Source organism: Burkholderia pseudomultivorans (assembly GCF_902499075.1).
GTDB classification, from domain to species: Bacteria; Pseudomonadota; Gammaproteobacteria; order Burkholderiales; family Burkholderiaceae; genus Burkholderia; species Burkholderia pseudomultivorans.
The window spans coordinates 283,497-297,146 of the sequence record NZ_CABVPP010000001.1; the positions used below are offsets into that span (position 1 = coordinate 283,497).

At 69.3% G+C, this 13,650-nt stretch carries 13 protein-coding genes; 8 read left to right on the forward strand and 5 right to left on the reverse strand.

The window, feature by feature from the left end; genetic code table 11:
* Positions 1–2: 2 nt before the first annotated feature.
* Positions 3–449, reverse strand: a complete 447-nt coding sequence (locus BST28156_RS01230) for a MarR family winged helix-turn-helix transcriptional regulator (protein WP_060243162.1) — start codon at positions 447–449, stop codon at positions 3–5.
* 493 nt (positions 450–942) lie between these two features.
* Here BST28156_RS01230 and BST28156_RS01235 point away from each other — a divergent pair, with 493 nt between their 5' ends.
* Positions 943–2,250 carry an MFS transporter gene (locus tag BST28156_RS01235; protein WP_174901240.1) on the forward strand — a complete coding sequence of 436 codons (1,308 nt, stop codon included), beginning with the start codon at positions 943–945 and terminating at the stop codon, positions 2,248–2,250.
* Between the two features lie 326 nt (positions 2,251–2,576).
* Positions 2,577–3,341 carry a DUF4397 domain-containing protein gene (locus tag BST28156_RS01240; protein ID WP_060243157.1) on the forward strand — a complete coding sequence of 255 codons (765 nt, stop codon included), beginning with the start codon at positions 2,577–2,579 and terminating at the stop codon, positions 3,339–3,341.
* A 63-nt stretch (positions 3,342–3,404) separates the two neighbouring features.
* Here BST28156_RS01240 and BST28156_RS01245 read toward each other — a convergent pair whose 3' ends face one another.
* Entirely contained in the window at positions 3,405–3,959 is a 555-nt protein-coding gene (locus BST28156_RS01245; protein ID WP_060243155.1) for a DUF3005 domain-containing protein, read from the reverse strand.
* A 197-nt stretch (positions 3,960–4,156) separates the two neighbouring features.
* On the reverse strand, positions 4,157–4,381 hold the full coding sequence (locus BST28156_RS01250) for a hypothetical protein (RefSeq protein WP_060243152.1): 225 nt from the start codon (positions 4,379–4,381) through the stop codon (positions 4,157–4,159).
* Between the two features lie 242 nt (positions 4,382–4,623).
* Between BST28156_RS01250 and BST28156_RS01255 the strand changes: the two genes are divergently transcribed.
* The 3 genes from BST28156_RS01255 (at position 4,624) to BST28156_RS01265 (ending at position 8,151) form a co-directional block, all read left to right on the forward strand.
* Positions 4,624–6,174, forward strand: coding sequence for an NCS1 family nucleobase:cation symporter-1 (locus tag BST28156_RS01255; RefSeq protein WP_174901241.1), 1,551 nt, complete (start codon positions 4,624–4,626; stop codon positions 6,172–6,174).
* 38 nt (positions 6,175–6,212) lie between these two features.
* Positions 6,213–6,941, forward strand: a complete 729-nt coding sequence (locus BST28156_RS01260) for an aspartate/glutamate racemase family protein (protein ID WP_174901242.1) — start codon at positions 6,213–6,215, stop codon at positions 6,939–6,941.
* A 61-nt stretch (positions 6,942–7,002) separates the two neighbouring features.
* A complete protein-coding gene (locus BST28156_RS01265; protein ID WP_174901243.1) occupies positions 7,003–8,151 on the forward strand; it encodes a LysR family transcriptional regulator in 1,149 nt (382 codons plus the stop codon).
* A 59-nt stretch (positions 8,152–8,210) separates the two neighbouring features.
* Here the strand turns inward: BST28156_RS01265 and BST28156_RS01270 are convergent, their stop codons facing one another.
* Positions 8,211–9,764, reverse strand: a complete 1,554-nt coding sequence (locus BST28156_RS01270; protein ID WP_174901244.1) for an MFS transporter — start codon at positions 9,762–9,764, stop codon at positions 8,211–8,213.
* 100 nt (positions 9,765–9,864) lie between these two features.
* Here BST28156_RS01270 and BST28156_RS01275 point away from each other — a divergent pair, with 100 nt between their 5' ends.
* Positions 9,865–10,743, forward strand: a complete 879-nt coding sequence (locus BST28156_RS01275) for a LysR family transcriptional regulator (RefSeq protein WP_174901245.1) — start codon at positions 9,865–9,867, stop codon at positions 10,741–10,743.
* 260 nt (positions 10,744–11,003) lie between these two features.
* Entirely contained in the window at positions 11,004–11,951 is a 948-nt protein-coding gene (locus tag BST28156_RS01280; RefSeq protein ID WP_174901246.1) for an ABC transporter substrate-binding protein, read from the forward strand.
* Positions 11,952–11,991: 40 nt separating this feature from the next.
* On the opposite strand, the gene BST28156_RS01285 is transcribed toward BST28156_RS01280, so the two are convergent.
* On the reverse strand, positions 11,992–12,384 hold the full coding sequence (locus BST28156_RS01285) for a phage protein NinX family protein (protein WP_174901247.1): 393 nt from the start codon (positions 12,382–12,384) through the stop codon (positions 11,992–11,994).
* A 189-nt stretch (positions 12,385–12,573) separates the two neighbouring features.
* Here BST28156_RS01285 and BST28156_RS01290 point away from each other — a divergent pair, with 189 nt between their 5' ends.
* Entirely contained in the window at positions 12,574–13,641 is a 1,068-nt protein-coding gene (locus tag BST28156_RS01290; protein ID WP_174901248.1) for an ABC transporter substrate-binding protein, read from the forward strand.
* The last annotated feature ends 9 nt before the right edge of the window (positions 13,642–13,650 follow it).

A 13,650-nucleotide genomic window follows, 5' to 3' on the forward strand; every position in this document is an offset into this window, starting at 1 on the left:
CATCACGCGCCGCCGTCTTCCTCCATCATCTTGCGCAGCAGGAACTGCAGCGCGACGCGCTCGCCCGGATTGAGCGCGCCGTACGTGCGCTCCGTCACCTGCCGCGCGAACGGCACCGTGCGTTCGATCAGCGCGAGGCCGGCCGCCGTCGCGCGCACCAGCAGCTTGCGGCCGTCGTTCGGATCGGGCAGCACCTCGATCAGCGCGCGCGCCTTCAGCCGCTCGACGACGCCGCGTATCGTCGCCTGGTCGATCGCGGTCGCCTTGACGATATCGTTCAGCGAGCTCGCCTGCCGTTCCTTGACCGCGCACAGCGTCACGAACTGCGCGGCGGTAAGGTCCGAATCGGGAATCGCTTCCTGGAAAATCGACACGTGCCGCTGATAGGCGCGGCGCAGCAAATGCCCGACCTGGTCGTGAAAGTCGTAGGAATCCTTCGAAGACGCCATGAAAATGAAGGCCCGCGCGGCCTGGAAACCGAAAGACAAGCAGTGTACACCCTCGAATCGGCGAGATCGCACACGACGCGCCGCTTCATTGCGGTGCATCAGGACCGGTCGCAATCGACCGCGCTGCGCGTCGTTGCAGACGAACGGCCGGGATGGCATGCGCGCGCCGGCCGCGCGCGTTTCCGCAACGCAATGCAGTTTCGCGTACACGCTCCACTTTTAAGTGCATACGCACGAATTTCGTGCATTCCGAAGCGCGATGCTCCCCCGCTTCGACGCTTGCCGATTCGTACGAAAAACCCCGATAAAAACAGGGATTCACCATATGCAACCGCGCCAGGCAACGCTCTGCCGCCCGGACCGACAGAACACGCATTTCCTAGTGTGTACGCTATTTAATTGGCGTGCTATACAGACTCGAGCGCGCGCCTCGAACCACGCTCGCGCCGATCAGCGACCCACTTACCCGTCACATTCGAACAGGGGCAATCCCATGTCTACCGCACACCCGAGCGCCGCCGTTTCCCCCGACGACGCGCTGCACGGCACGCTCTACCGCAAGGTCACGCTGCGCCTGATCACGCTGTTCTGCCTGTGCTACTTCGCGGCCTACCTCGACCGCATCAACATCGGGCTCGCGAAGCTGCAGATGCTCGACGCGCTGAAGTTCAGCGATGCCATATACGGGCTCGGCGCCGGCCTGTTCTTCGGCGGCTACATCCTGTTCGAAGTCCCGAGCAACCTGATCCTGCAGCGCGTCGGCGCGAAGCTGTGGATCGCGCGCATCATGATCACGTGGGGCCTGCTGTCGGGCGCAACGATGTTCGTGCACACGCCGATGCAGTTCTACGTCGTGCGCTTCCTGCTCGGCGCCGCCGAAGCCGGCTTCCTGCCGGGCGTGCTGCTGTACCTGACGCAGTGGTATCCCGATGCGCGCCGCGCGCGGATCGTCGCGCTGTTCATGGTCGGGCTGCCGCTGTCGAGCATGATCGGCAGCCCGATCTCCGGCTGGATCATGCGCGCGTTCGACGGCGTGCACGGGCTCGGCGGCTGGCAGTGGCTGTTCCTGCTCGAGGCGCTGCCTTCCGTGCTGCTCGGCTTCGCGGTGCTGCGCTGGCTGCCCAACAGCATCGAATCCGCGCAATGGCTGAACGCCGACGAAAAGCGGATCCTGCGCGCGAACCTCGACCGCGACCCGGCCGGCAACAAGAGCCACGCGCTCGGCCGCGCGTTCTCCGATCCGAAGGTCTGGGCCCTCGGCCTGATCGACCTGTGCGTGCTGCTCGGGCTGTACGCAGTGAGCTTCTGGCTGCCGACGATCCTGCGCGACACCGGCGTGAAGGACGCCTATCACATCGGCTGGCTGATGGTGATCCCGAACGCGGCCGCCGTACTCGCGACGCTGTATTGCGGCGCGAGCTCGGATCGCGCGCGCGAACGCCGCTGGCATATCGTCGTGCCGTTCGTCGTGTCCGCCGTCGCGCTGGCGATCGCCGCGACGTCGTCGCACGGCACGATCGGCACGGTGCTGCTGTTCTCGCTGATCAACGCGGGCGCGGCCGCCGCGATGCCCGTCGTGTGGGCGCTGCCGTCCACGTTCCTGAAGGGCTCGGCCGCTGCCGGCGGGATCGCGTTCGCGTGCTCGATCGCGAACCTCGGCGGCTTCGGCAGCACTTATTTCATCGGCTGGCTGCGCGACACGTTCCATTCGCAGAGCGCGGGTCTGTACGGCTTCGCCGCGTGCATGCTGGTCGGTTGCGCACTCGCGCTCGCGTATCCGGCGAAGCTCGTGAACCGCTGAATACACCGCCGCGCGCGTCGAAACCCGATTGCCGTTTGAAACGGCGCGACGACGCGCCGTCGCGCCGCGCGTCGTAACGCTGCTTTTTTACAACCGGCTGAACACGCACGCGCCCGCTTCCCGTCGCCCCGCTCACATACGACGCCGCGCCGCGTTCTCACACGCGGTTTCACGCCGCGCCCGCCGCGCAGGCACGTCCCTTGCGCCATCCCCGCGCCCGCCGACACGGCGGACGACCACCTTCCCTCAACCGGCGCTGCGCCCCGCGCGAATCCCCGCGCGGCGATCCCGCATCGCAAGCAGGTTCCCTGAACGAGAGGAAAAACATGAGATCAATCCGAACTGTAGTGGCCCTGTGCTCGGTCATCTCCGTGCTCGCGGCATGCGGCGGCGACGGCAACGACGTCGGGACCGAGCTGGGCATCTCGAAGCCGCAGGCGCGCTTCATCAATGCGGTGCCGGCCGGGCCGAACCTCGACTACTACCTGAATGCGAAGATCGATGCGTCGGGTGTCGCGTACAAGGGCGTCACGCGTTATCACGACGTCGACTCGGGCACGCAGAACGCCAGCTACGACGTATCGGGCACGACGACGACCATCGCGTCGCAGTCGTTCAGCGCCGCGAACGGTCACCACTACACGACGATCGCGCTGCCGAGCACGTCGTCGCCGATCTCGGTCGTCGACGATCCGTATGCGAAGGGGCTGCTGTCCGACAAGGCGCGCGTGCGCAGCTTCAATGCGTCGCCGAATGCGCAGAACGTCGACGTCTACGTCGTGCCGCCCGGCACCGACATCACGACGCAAAGCCCGACGCTGTCCGGCGCCGCGTATCAGAACGCATCGCCGGCCTCGGGCCAGGATTCCGTCTACCTGAACGGCGGCAACTACCAGGTGATCGTCACGACGGCCGGCAGCAAGACGCCGATCCTGAAGACTGCGCCGGTCGCGCTGAACAACAACGCCGACTGGCTGCTCGTGACGATCCCGTCGGGCGGCATCGGCGACGTGACGCCGAACGACATCCACGTGCTCGTCGCACAGGGCAACGACGCCGATACGTCCGCGCAGGAACTCGGACCGCAGTAACGCCGGCGAATATCGCGGCCCCGACGCCCCGGCATTCGCCGGGGCCGACGGACCGCCCGCACCTCAGTCGACGCGCTCCAGACGGATCACATGCTCGGCGCGCGTGCCGTCGCCATGCTCGATGTCCACGTCGCCGACATGGCGCACGCGCCAGCCCGGCCGCGTCGCGATCTGCGGCAGGTTGCCGGACGGCCGGCTCTCGATGCCGCCGAGCCCTTCGTCCGGCGTATCGATGCTGTCGTCGAGCGACGCATTCGAATAGATCACGTTGTCGTGCCACTCGGACGCGCCGGTTCGCGCCTCCATGCCCTTGCCGTCGACGTCGACCGTGTTGTCGGTCATCGCCATGTTCGCGTTGTCCAGCGTCACGATCCGGCCCGCCGCGCGGCGCACGGGATCGCCGCTGTCGACCGCATGCGCGCTCGTATCGATCGGCGGCAGGCCGGTCGGCGTCTTCGCCGCGATGGCCTCGGGCGACAGCGGCCGATGCTGCGCGACCTCGGCCGCCTGCGTCGCCGCATCCGGCATGTCGTGGCCCGCCGCGGGCGTCTTCACGGGGCTTTTCGCCACCGCTTCCTGCTGCTGTTTCGGGGTTGGATTCGATTCCGCGTTCTGCATCGCACCTCCTTGTCCGGCCGGCGTGCGCACGCGTCAAGCCGGCGCGCCGCCGGTCCGGAATTCGCTACAACGGCCCTTGCAAATCTTTCAAACGCGCGCGCCCCCACGCGCGCCGCCCGGCGCACGTGTCCGGCTGGCACGATCGCACGGCATACCGCACCGCGGTGCGGCCGGCACACCGTCCGCGAACGCGCCCGTCAGCCGCCGCTCGCGCCGCTCGGCGACGAAGCCGCGCCCGGCGCACTCGCCCCGGCGCCCGGCGCGGTGGACGGCGCGGGCGACATGCCGCCCGTGGCGCTCTGGCCTGAACTCGTGTCGCCGGTGTCGGCCTTCTTCTGACAGCCCGCACCTGCCGCCAGGCCTGCGATCAGGATGCCGGCGAACACGGCACGCGATACGTGACGAAGTGAATATCGCTGCATGACACCTCCTGCCGATGTCGTGTGGATGGAACCCGATTACAAGCAATTCGCGTACCGCCGCCGTCCGCCACAGCGAAGCCGTCGTCGATCCACCCCCATTCATTTTCCGAATGCCGGCCACGCGAATATTTAATTTCCCATCGCTCCGACGCCCGCCCATACTCGCGTACGAATCCGACACATAACATCCACGGTGGCCGGGCGAGCGTTGCGTGCATACGCGGCCGGTTCGCGCCCCGAACATGGAAGGAGACACCGGCGTGCAACTGGAAGCCACCCACCGCGCGGGCATCATGCTCGGCGCGGACGACGCATCGCATCGAACCGACGCGGCCGCGCGCGACCCTGCGCTGAGCCCGCGGCTGCACAACCCCGATCTCGCGCCGACCCGGGCCGAGGGCCGGACCTGGGGCCGCTACAGCATCTTTGCGCTGTGGACCAACGACGTGCACAACATCGCGAACTATTCGTTCGCGATCGGGCTGTTCGCGCTCGGCCTGTCGGGCTGGCAGATGCTCGCATCGCTCGCGATCGGCGCGGTGCTCGTCTACTGCTTCATGAACCTGACCGGCTACATGGGCCAGAAAACCGGCGTGCCGTTTCCGGTGATCAGCCGGATGAGCTTCGGCATCTATGGCGCACTGCTGCCCGCGATGATCCGCGCGGTGATCGCGATCGCATGGTTCGGTATCCAGACCTATCTCGCGTCGGTCGTGCTGCGCGTGCTGCTCACCGCGATCTGGCCGGGCCTCGCCGCGTTCGACCGGAACGCGGTGCTCGGCCTGTCGTCGCTCGGCTGGATCACGTTCGTCGCGATCTGGTTCGTGCAGATCGGCATCCTCGCGTACGGGATGGAGATGGTCCGCAAGTACGAGGCGCTGGCCGGCCCGATCATCCTCGTCACGACGCTGTCGCTCGCCGCGTGGATGTTCAGCCGCACCGGCGGCCATCTCGCGCTGTCGATCGGCGCGCCGCTGACGGGCCTGAAGGCCTGGACGGAAGTGTTCGCGGGCGGCTCGCTGTGGCTGGCGATCTACGGCACGCTGGTGCTCAACTTCTGCGATTTCGCACGCTCGTCGCCGAGCGCGAAGACGGTGCGCGTCGGCAATTTCTGGGGCCTGCCCGTCAACATCCTCGTGTTCGCGACCATCAGCTTCGTGCTCGCGGGCGCGCAGTTCAAGCTCAACGGTCAGGTGATCCACAGCCCGACCGAAATCATCGCGACCGTGCCGAACAAGCTGTTCCTCGTGCTCGGCTGCCTCGCGTTCCTGATCGTGACGGTCGCCGTCAACATCATGGCGAACTTCGTCGCGCCCGCGTTCGTGCTGACGAGCCTCGCGCCGCACCGGCTGACGTTCCGCCGCGCGGGCCTGATCAGCGCGACGGTCGCGGTGCTGATCCTGCCGTGGAACCTGTACAACAGCCCGGTCGTGATCGTCTATTTCCTGTCGGGCCTCGGCGCGCTGCTCGGGCCGCTGTACGGGATCATCACGGTCGACTACTGGCTCGTGCGCAAGCAGCGCGTGAACGTGCCCGACCTCTATACCGAAGCGCCGACCGGCACTTACTTCTACACGCGCGGCGTGAACCGCAAGGCGCTCGCGGCGCTGGTGCCGTCCGCGCTGATCTCGATCACGCTCGCGGTCGTGCCCGCGTTCAGCGCGATGACGCCGTTCTCGTGGCTGCTCGGCGCGGCCGTCGCGGGCAGCGTGTACTGGCTGAGCGCCGATCGCAAGCGCGAATACGAAGAGCGCTCCGGCGAGCACATTGCGGTCGCCTGCGCGCAGCACTGAACCTCGAACACATGCAACAGGGAAATACGGAGTCGCCGATGAGGATCCTGATAGTTAACGTCAACACGACCGAGTCGATCACCGACGCGATCGCCGCGCAGGCGCGCGCGGCCGCGTCGCCCGGCACCGAGATCGTCGGGCTGACGCCGCGCTTCGGCGCCGAATCGGTCGAAGGCAACTTCGAAAGCTATCTCGCGGCGATCGCCGTGATGGATCGCGTGCTGAGCTACGACGAACCGTACGACGCGGTGATCCAGGCCGGCTACGGCGAACACGGCCGCGAAGGCCTGCAGGAACTGCTGACGGTGCCGGTCGTCGACATCACCGAAGCGGCGGCCGGGGTCGCGATGCTGCTCGGCCATCGCTACTCGGTCGTCACGACGCTCGACCGCACGGTGCCGCTGATCGAGGATCGCCTGAAGCTCGCCGGGCTCGACGCACGCTGCGCGTCGGTGCGCGCGAGCGGCCTCGCGGTGCTCGAACTCGAGGAGAGCCCGGCCCGCGCGATCGAAGCGATCGTCGAGCAGGCGCAGCGCGCGGTGAAGGACGATCGCGCGGAAGTGATCTGCCTCGGCTGCGGCGGAATGGCCGGCCTCGACCGGCAGATCGAGGAATGCACGGGCGTGCCGGTCGTCGACGGCGTGTCGGCCGCGGTGGCGCTCGCCGAAGCGCTGGTGCGCCTGAAGCTGAAGACGTCGAAGGTGCGCACGTACGCGCCGCCGCGTCCGAAGCGCATCGTCGGCTGGCCGGCCAGCTTCGCGAAATGATGCGCCGCCGGCCGGCCGTTGCCATGCGTGCGGGCCGCGTGTCGCGGGGAGGATCATCGCCATGCGGGACGCGCTAGATCCGCACGCCTGCCCGGCCGGCGCGTTCGATACCACGAACGCGCTCGACGTACTCGATGCGCGCCTGATGCGCATCCTGCTCGTGCTGCTGACCGAGCGCACCGTGTCGCGCGCGGCCGTGCGGCTCAACATGTCGCAGCCGGCGACCAGCGCCGCGCTGAAGCGGCTGCGCACGCTGCTCGGCGATCCGCTGCTGGTGCGCAGCCGCTACGGGATGGTGCCGACCGAATTCGGCGCGCGGCTGATCGAACCGCTGCGCAACGCGCTGCGTGTGATCGACTTCATCCGCATCCAGCAGCCTAGATTCGATGCGCGCACGTCGGTGCGCACCTACCGGATCGGCTGCCCCGACTACCTGAACGTGCTGTTCGTGCCGAAGCTCGTCGCGCTGTTCCGCGAACGCGCGCCGAACGCGCAGCTCGTGTTCCATCCGCTCGGCGACGGCTTCGACGACGAGCGCGCACTCGCCGACGGCGAACTCGACCTCGTGATCGACAACCGCCCTGCCCGGCTGTCGCGGTTTCGGCAGGACCACCTGTTCGACGATCGCGTCGTATGCCTGATGCGCGCCACGCATCCGCTCGCGCGACGCGGCACGATGACGGCCGCCGACTTCGCCAATGCGCCGCAGCTGTGCCCGACGCCGTCGTGGCTCGAAGCGTCGGGCGCGATCGACCGGCAGCTCGAACGCGTCGGCCTGCAGCGGCGGATCGTCGTCACGCTGCCGCACTTCGAACTCGCCGCGCACGCACTCGTGCGCTCGGACCTGCTGCTGACCACCACCTACCGGCTCGCGCGGCATTACGCGAAACTGCTGCCGCTCGGCGTCGTCGCGTTGCCGGCCGATCCGCCCGACATCGCGTACCGGATGACGTGGAACGAAGCGGGCTCGTGCGTGGAAGGCGTGCACTGGCTGCGCGGGCTGGTTGCCGAAGCGACGCAAAGCTGGCTCGGGGCGGAAGCTGTGCAGCCGGCGGTCGCTGCGATCCCGGCATCGAAAGCGGCCGCTGCGGTCGCGCCGGAACCCGCTCGCACGCCGCGTCGCCGGCATGCGACGCAGTGCGGCAAGGCACCACGCGCGCCCGTCGCGCGCGTGTCGCGTCCTCATCGTCTGCCGTCGAAGTCGCACTGAGGCGTACGCAGCGTTCCAAGTCGCGCCATCTCGAACGGAACCGCAGCGAGCTTCGCCCGTCACGCCGCGCGCATTGGCTGCGCAAGCAACCGGTATGCGACCACCGCAACCCCGAGCGCCAGCACGCCGCTCACGACGAGCGTATCGCCGAAACCGCGCGCGAACGCCGTCGGCGCGGCCTGCGCGAGCGCGCCGGCGGCCGATGCCGGCACGCGCCCGAGCGCCTGCGCGAGATCGCCGGCCAGCAGGCTCGACATGAATCGTGCATCGACGCTGCCGCGCAGCGCGGACCCGGCCTCCAGCAGGCGGTCGAGCTGCGCATGCGTGCGAGCCGCCAGCACCGCGCCGAGCACGCCGACAGCCGTCACGATCGCCGAGAAGCGCGTCGTCGTGCTGATCCCCGACGCCATCCCCGTGCGGTTCGGCGGCACGCACGCCATGATCGCCTTCTGCGTGTCGCCGTTCATGATGCCCGCGCCGCAGCCGGTCACGAACATGCCGAGGGCGACCCATCGATACTCGCCGCTCGCCGTCAGCGCCGCGGTCGCGAGATTGCCCGCGCCGATCAGCGCAAGCCCGCCGGCCAGCACGCCGCCGGACGATACGCGCGCCCCCAGCGCCGCGCCGAGCGACGGTCCCGCGATCATCGCGAACGCGAACGGCAGCATCCCGAGTCCTGCGTCGATCGCCGACATCCCGAACGCGTTCTGCAGGTACAGCGGCAGGAACGTCATCATCACCTGCGCGCAGGCCGCATAGCCGAACATCGCGAGCACCGCGCCGACGAAGCGCGGCTCGCGGAACAGCGCGAGATCGATCATCGGCCGCGCCTGCCAGCGTTCCGCGCCGACGAAGGCCGCGAACAGCACGGCGGCGAGCGCGAGCCGGCCGAGCGTCGCCGCCGACAGCCAGCCGTGCGACGGCGCGCCGATCAGCGCCGCGATCGCGCCGGCGAGCGCCGCGCCGAACAGCAGGCTGCCGGCAAAGTCCACGCGCTTCGCGTGCGGATCGCGCGACTCGTCGATCGCGACACGCGCACCGGCCGCCAGCAGCGCGCAGACCGGCAGATTCAGCAGGAACACCCAGCGCCAGCCGATCCACTGCGTGATCGCACCGCCAACGAGCGGCGCGACGGCCGTCGCGATACCCATGCACATGCCCCACACCGCCCATGCGCGCGCGCGTTCGCGACCGTCCGGGAAACGGTTCGCGATCACCGCGAGCGCGGCCGTCAGCAGCAGCGCGGCGCCCGCGCCCTTCGTCGCGCGCGCGGCGATCAGCCAGCCGGCCGAGGGCGCGATGCCGCAGCCGAGCGACGCGATCGCGAACAGCGCAAGGCCGATGCCGAGCATCCGCTTGCGGCCGAAGCGGTCGGCAAGGCCGCCGGCCGGCAGCAGGCACGCGGCGAACGCCGTCATGTAGGCGCTGACGACCCATTCGATGTCGGCGAAGCTCGCATGAAAGCTGCGCGCGATGCTCGGCAACGACACCGCGACGACGTTCGTGTCGAGCACGATCAGCGAGCAGGTGGCCGACGCGACGGCAAGCGTCGCGGCGGCCGGCATGCGGGGGCCCGCGCGCGTCGTGGCTGGCGCCGGTGAAGAAAGGGACATCGACGACTCCGGGACAGGATGGACGAGCCGTATGCTAGGCTTGCCCGGTATTGCCTGTCATTGACACTCCCACGCTGTTTTATTGACGAATCCTGCAATCATGGACCGGCTCGAATTCCGTCACGTCCGCGCGTTCCTGAGCGTCGCGCAGCATCTGCACTTCGCTCGCGCGGCCGAGGCGCTCGACATGGCGCCGCCCGCACTCACGCGACAGATCCAGGAAGCCGAGCGCCTGCTCGGCGTGCGGCTGTTTCACCGGTCGCGGCGCGCGGTCACGCTGAGCGCGGCGGGCGAGGCCTACCTCGGCGAGGCGAGCGCCGCGTTCGAGCATCTGCGGCGCGGCCGCGAGCTCGCGGCGCTGGCCGAGCGCGGCGAGCTCGGCCGCATCGAGATCGGCTATGTGTCGTCCGCCGTCTATTCGGGCACCTTGCAGCGCACGGTCGGCGCGTTTCGCGCCGCGCATCCGCGCATCGAACTGGCCCTGCGCGAAGTGCCGATGGACGACGTCGCGCGGCAGCTCGACGCCGGCCGGCTCGATCTCGCGTATGTGCGGCCGCCGTTGGCGCTGCCGGGCGGCCTGCGGATCGTCACGCTGCAGCGCGACGTATTCGTCGCGGCGGTGCCGGCCGATTCGCGTTACGCGTCGATGGCGACCGTGCGCGCCGCCGACCTCGCCGATGCGCGCTTCGCGGTGCCGGAGCAGGAGCTGGGCACGCTCGAAGTCGCGCGCCGCGGCCGCTTCGCGCCGGTGATCGCCGCGCGGCCGGGCGGCTTGCTCGCGGTGCTCGCCTGCGTGTCCGTGAACGGCTGGGTCGCGGTGATTCCCGATGCGCTCGCCGACTGCGTGTCGCTGCCGGGCGTCGTCTACCGGCCGATCGCGGGCAAGCCGATCATGTCGGAACTCGCGCTCGCGCATCGGCGGTTCGAAAAAGCGCCGGCAGTGCGCGCTTTCCTGAAGACGGTCGTGCCGGCCGCGTAATCCGCGTCGGCTATGCACGGGCCGATGACGAACGCGCGTGACCGCCGCCAATATCACCGGCGCCCGTCGCGCCGTCGCGGCACATTCCACGCGAACTTCGCGCTGCCGGCCCGCGTGTGTGCATGCAAGCCTCGGCCGCCACGCACCCGCTCCGCCCGAATATGCATTTCACGATTCGATGTTTGCCGGCGGGAAACCGATTCCGTAAGCTGCCCGGCAGCCGCGCCACGAACGCGCGGATCATCGAGGACACGCCGCCGATGCATCACGCCCCTTCCGTCGCCCGCCGCCGCACGCTGCTGCGTCTCGCGGCACTCGCCGCCGCGCCGCTCGCCGGTCGCGCGCTGCCCGCCCGCGCTGCGGCGCAGGATCTGTCGAACGTCACGCTGGTGCTCGGCGACCAGGCCGGCGGCCTGCGCGCACTCGCGGAGGCCGCGCGCGTGCTCGACGGCGCGCCGTACCGGTTCCGCTGGGCGAATTTCCAGGGCGCCGCGCCGCTGTTCGAAGCGCAGCGCGCGGGCGCGATCGATCTCGCACCGGCCGGCGACCTGCCGGTGCTGACCGCCGCGCTCGGCGATCCGGCGCTGCGCATCGTCGCGACCCGCGTCGGCTCGCCGGCGTCGCTCGGCATCGTCGTGCAGCCCGACTCGCCGGTCCGCACGGTCGCCGACCTGAAGGGACGCGCCGTCGTCGTATCGTCGGCGCGCGGCAGCATCTCCCAGTACCAGTTGTACGGCGCGCTGCGCGAACACGGCCTCGCGCCCGCCGACGTCGACGTGCGCTTCGTGCTGCCCGTCGATGCGTTCGCCGCATTCGAGGCCGGCCAGATCGCGATCTGGGCGACCTTCGATCCGTACTACGGGCATGTGGTGCGACGCGGCGCGCGCGTCGTGCGCGACGGCAGCGGCATCAACTCCGGACTCGCGTTTCTCACGTCGCCGGTCGACACGCTGAACGATCGTGCGAAACGCGCGGCGCTCGCCGACGTGCTCGCGCGGCTCACGCGCGCCGGTCAATGGGCGCTGACGCATCCGGCCGACTACGCGAGCGTCTATGCATCGCTGACGCGCCTGCCGCCCGATGCGGCCGCCGACATCGACGTGCTGCAACGCGTCGCGGATCGCGCGGCGGCGGATGCGATCCTGCCGAAGCGGGTCGACGTCGCGTCGATCGCGATCCGGAACCTGGGCGCGCCCCAGGCGGGCTAGGAGCGGAAACGGACGGTTCGGGTTCGCAAGATCGAATTCGTCATACCGAAGGCGGCGCGCGGCGCGGCCGCGTCATGTCGAGATCCGGCACGTCGTCGCCGAACGTCGACGCAACCAGCGTGCGCATCGCGGCGACCAGCAGCGTCGGGCCCGACTGGTTGAATGTGCAGCGCTCGCCCGCGGCCGGCACCGCGCGATGCAGCACGGCGCGCCACGGGCCGCGCGCGCCGTCGCGCTCGAACGCGGCAAACGGCAGCCGCTCGACGATCGGGCCGCCGTCGGCCCAAGACGACGACGGCGCGAACGGCACCGCCACGCCGCCCGGCTCGCCAACCACCGTGCACCCCGACGCATCGACGCGCGGCGCGGCGCGATCTTCGGCCATCGCCACCCAGTAATCCAGCGCCGCGCCTGTCAGGTCCTCGACTTGCATGCCCGCCTCCGCTTCGTGTCCGGCGGCGACACGCGCATCGCGTTTCCCCGCCACCGTCTTTGATCCCCCGCGCCAACGCGATAAGCATAGTTCAAATCGTTGCTTGTCCGCGCCCGGAGCGTCATCGAGAATGACCCGACGGGCTCGCGCCCGGTTTCGTTCCCCTAACGTTTCCACTCCGATCGATCCATGCTTCCACTGCGTCTGCTGCGATCGCTGCTGATCGCCTCCGTCTTCGCGCTGCCGGCCGCCGCCGCGCACGCGGACAAGCCCGCCACCATCCGCATCGGCGTCGCGCAGCAAGGCGCCGGCGATCCGCCGACCTTCGGCGGATCGTCCGCGGCGACCGTGCAATTGCAGCAGCTCGTCGAAAAGGAATTCGCGGCCGACGGCATCAAGGTGCAGTGGCTGTTCTTCAAGGGCGCCGGGCCGGCCGTCAACGAAGCGATCGCCAACAAGGCGCTCGACTTCGCGTACCAGGGCGACCTGCCCGCCGTGCTCGCGCGCGCCAACGGGCTCAAGACGCATCTGCTGCTCGCCACCAGCGTGCGCTCGGGCGTCAAGATCGCGGTGCCGCCGGATTCCGACATCAAGTCGATCAAGGACCTGAAGGGCCGTCGCGTATCGATCTTCCGCGGCACGAACCTGCAGCTCGTCGCCGACAACGCACTTGCGAAGAACGGGCTCGATGAACGCGACCTGCGCGTGACCAACCTCGACACCGCGAGCGCGCTGGCCGCGCTCGCGTCGAAAGGCATCGACGCGTCGGTGAACGACTACCAGCTGTACAAGCTGCGCGACGCGGGGCTCGCGAAGATCATCTACGAATCGCAGAACGACGGCCCGCAGTTCACGCGCCAGACCCACCTGCTCGTGCTCGACGACTTCGAGCGCGCGCATCCGGACATCGTGCAGCGCGTGGTCGACGCGGTCGTCAAAGGCGCGCGCTGGTCGTCCGACGAAGCGAACCGCGACGCGCTGTTCAGGCTGTGGGCGAAGAGCGGCGTGCCGGTGTCGTCGTGGCAGGCCGACTATGCGAACCAGCGCCTGAAGGACCGCCTGTCGCCGCTGATCGACCCGTTCCTGGTCGCGCGCTACAAGGCCGTCGCACAGGATGCGCTGCGACTGAAGCTGATCCGCCAGCCCGTCGACGTCGACGGCTGGTTCGAGCCGAAGTATCTCGACAATGCACTGCGTGCGCAGAAGCTCGAACAGTACTGGCCGCGCTACGACGCGTCCGGCAAGCCGCTGTCCTGAACCGGAATC

Bases quoted from the DNA above. Each gene is read 5' to 3' on its own strand.
- BST28156_RS01230 (WP_060243162.1), bottom strand. From the start codon at position 449: ATGGCGTCTTCGAAGGATTCCTACGACTTTCACGACCAGGTCGGGCAT.
- BST28156_RS01235 (WP_174901240.1), top strand. From the start codon at position 943: ATGTCTACCGCACACCCGAGCGCCGCCGTTTCCCCCGACGACGCGCTG.
- BST28156_RS01240 (WP_060243157.1), top strand. From the start codon at position 2,577: ATGAGATCAATCCGAACTGTAGTGGCCCTGTGCTCGGTCATCTCCGTG.
- BST28156_RS01245 (WP_060243155.1), bottom strand. From the start codon at position 3,959: ATGCAGAACGCGGAATCGAATCCAACCCCGAAACAGCAGCAGGAAGCG.
- BST28156_RS01250 (WP_060243152.1), bottom strand. From the start codon at position 4,381: ATGCAGCGATATTCACTTCGTCACGTATCGCGTGCCGTGTTCGCCGGC.
- BST28156_RS01255 (WP_174901241.1), top strand. From the start codon at position 4,624: ATGGAAGGAGACACCGGCGTGCAACTGGAAGCCACCCACCGCGCGGGC.
- BST28156_RS01260 (WP_174901242.1), top strand. From the start codon at position 6,213: ATGAGGATCCTGATAGTTAACGTCAACACGACCGAGTCGATCACCGAC.
- BST28156_RS01265 (WP_174901243.1), top strand. From the start codon at position 7,003: ATGCGGGACGCGCTAGATCCGCACGCCTGCCCGGCCGGCGCGTTCGAT.
- BST28156_RS01270 (WP_174901244.1), bottom strand. From the start codon at position 9,764: ATGTCCCTTTCTTCACCGGCGCCAGCCACGACGCGCGCGGGCCCCCGC.
- BST28156_RS01275 (WP_174901245.1), top strand. From the start codon at position 9,865: ATGGACCGGCTCGAATTCCGTCACGTCCGCGCGTTCCTGAGCGTCGCG.
- BST28156_RS01280 (WP_174901246.1), top strand. From the start codon at position 11,004: ATGCATCACGCCCCTTCCGTCGCCCGCCGCCGCACGCTGCTGCGTCTC.
- BST28156_RS01285 (WP_174901247.1), bottom strand. From the start codon at position 12,384: ATGCAAGTCGAGGACCTGACAGGCGCGGCGCTGGATTACTGGGTGGCG.
- BST28156_RS01290 (WP_174901248.1), top strand. From the start codon at position 12,574: ATGCTTCCACTGCGTCTGCTGCGATCGCTGCTGATCGCCTCCGTCTTC.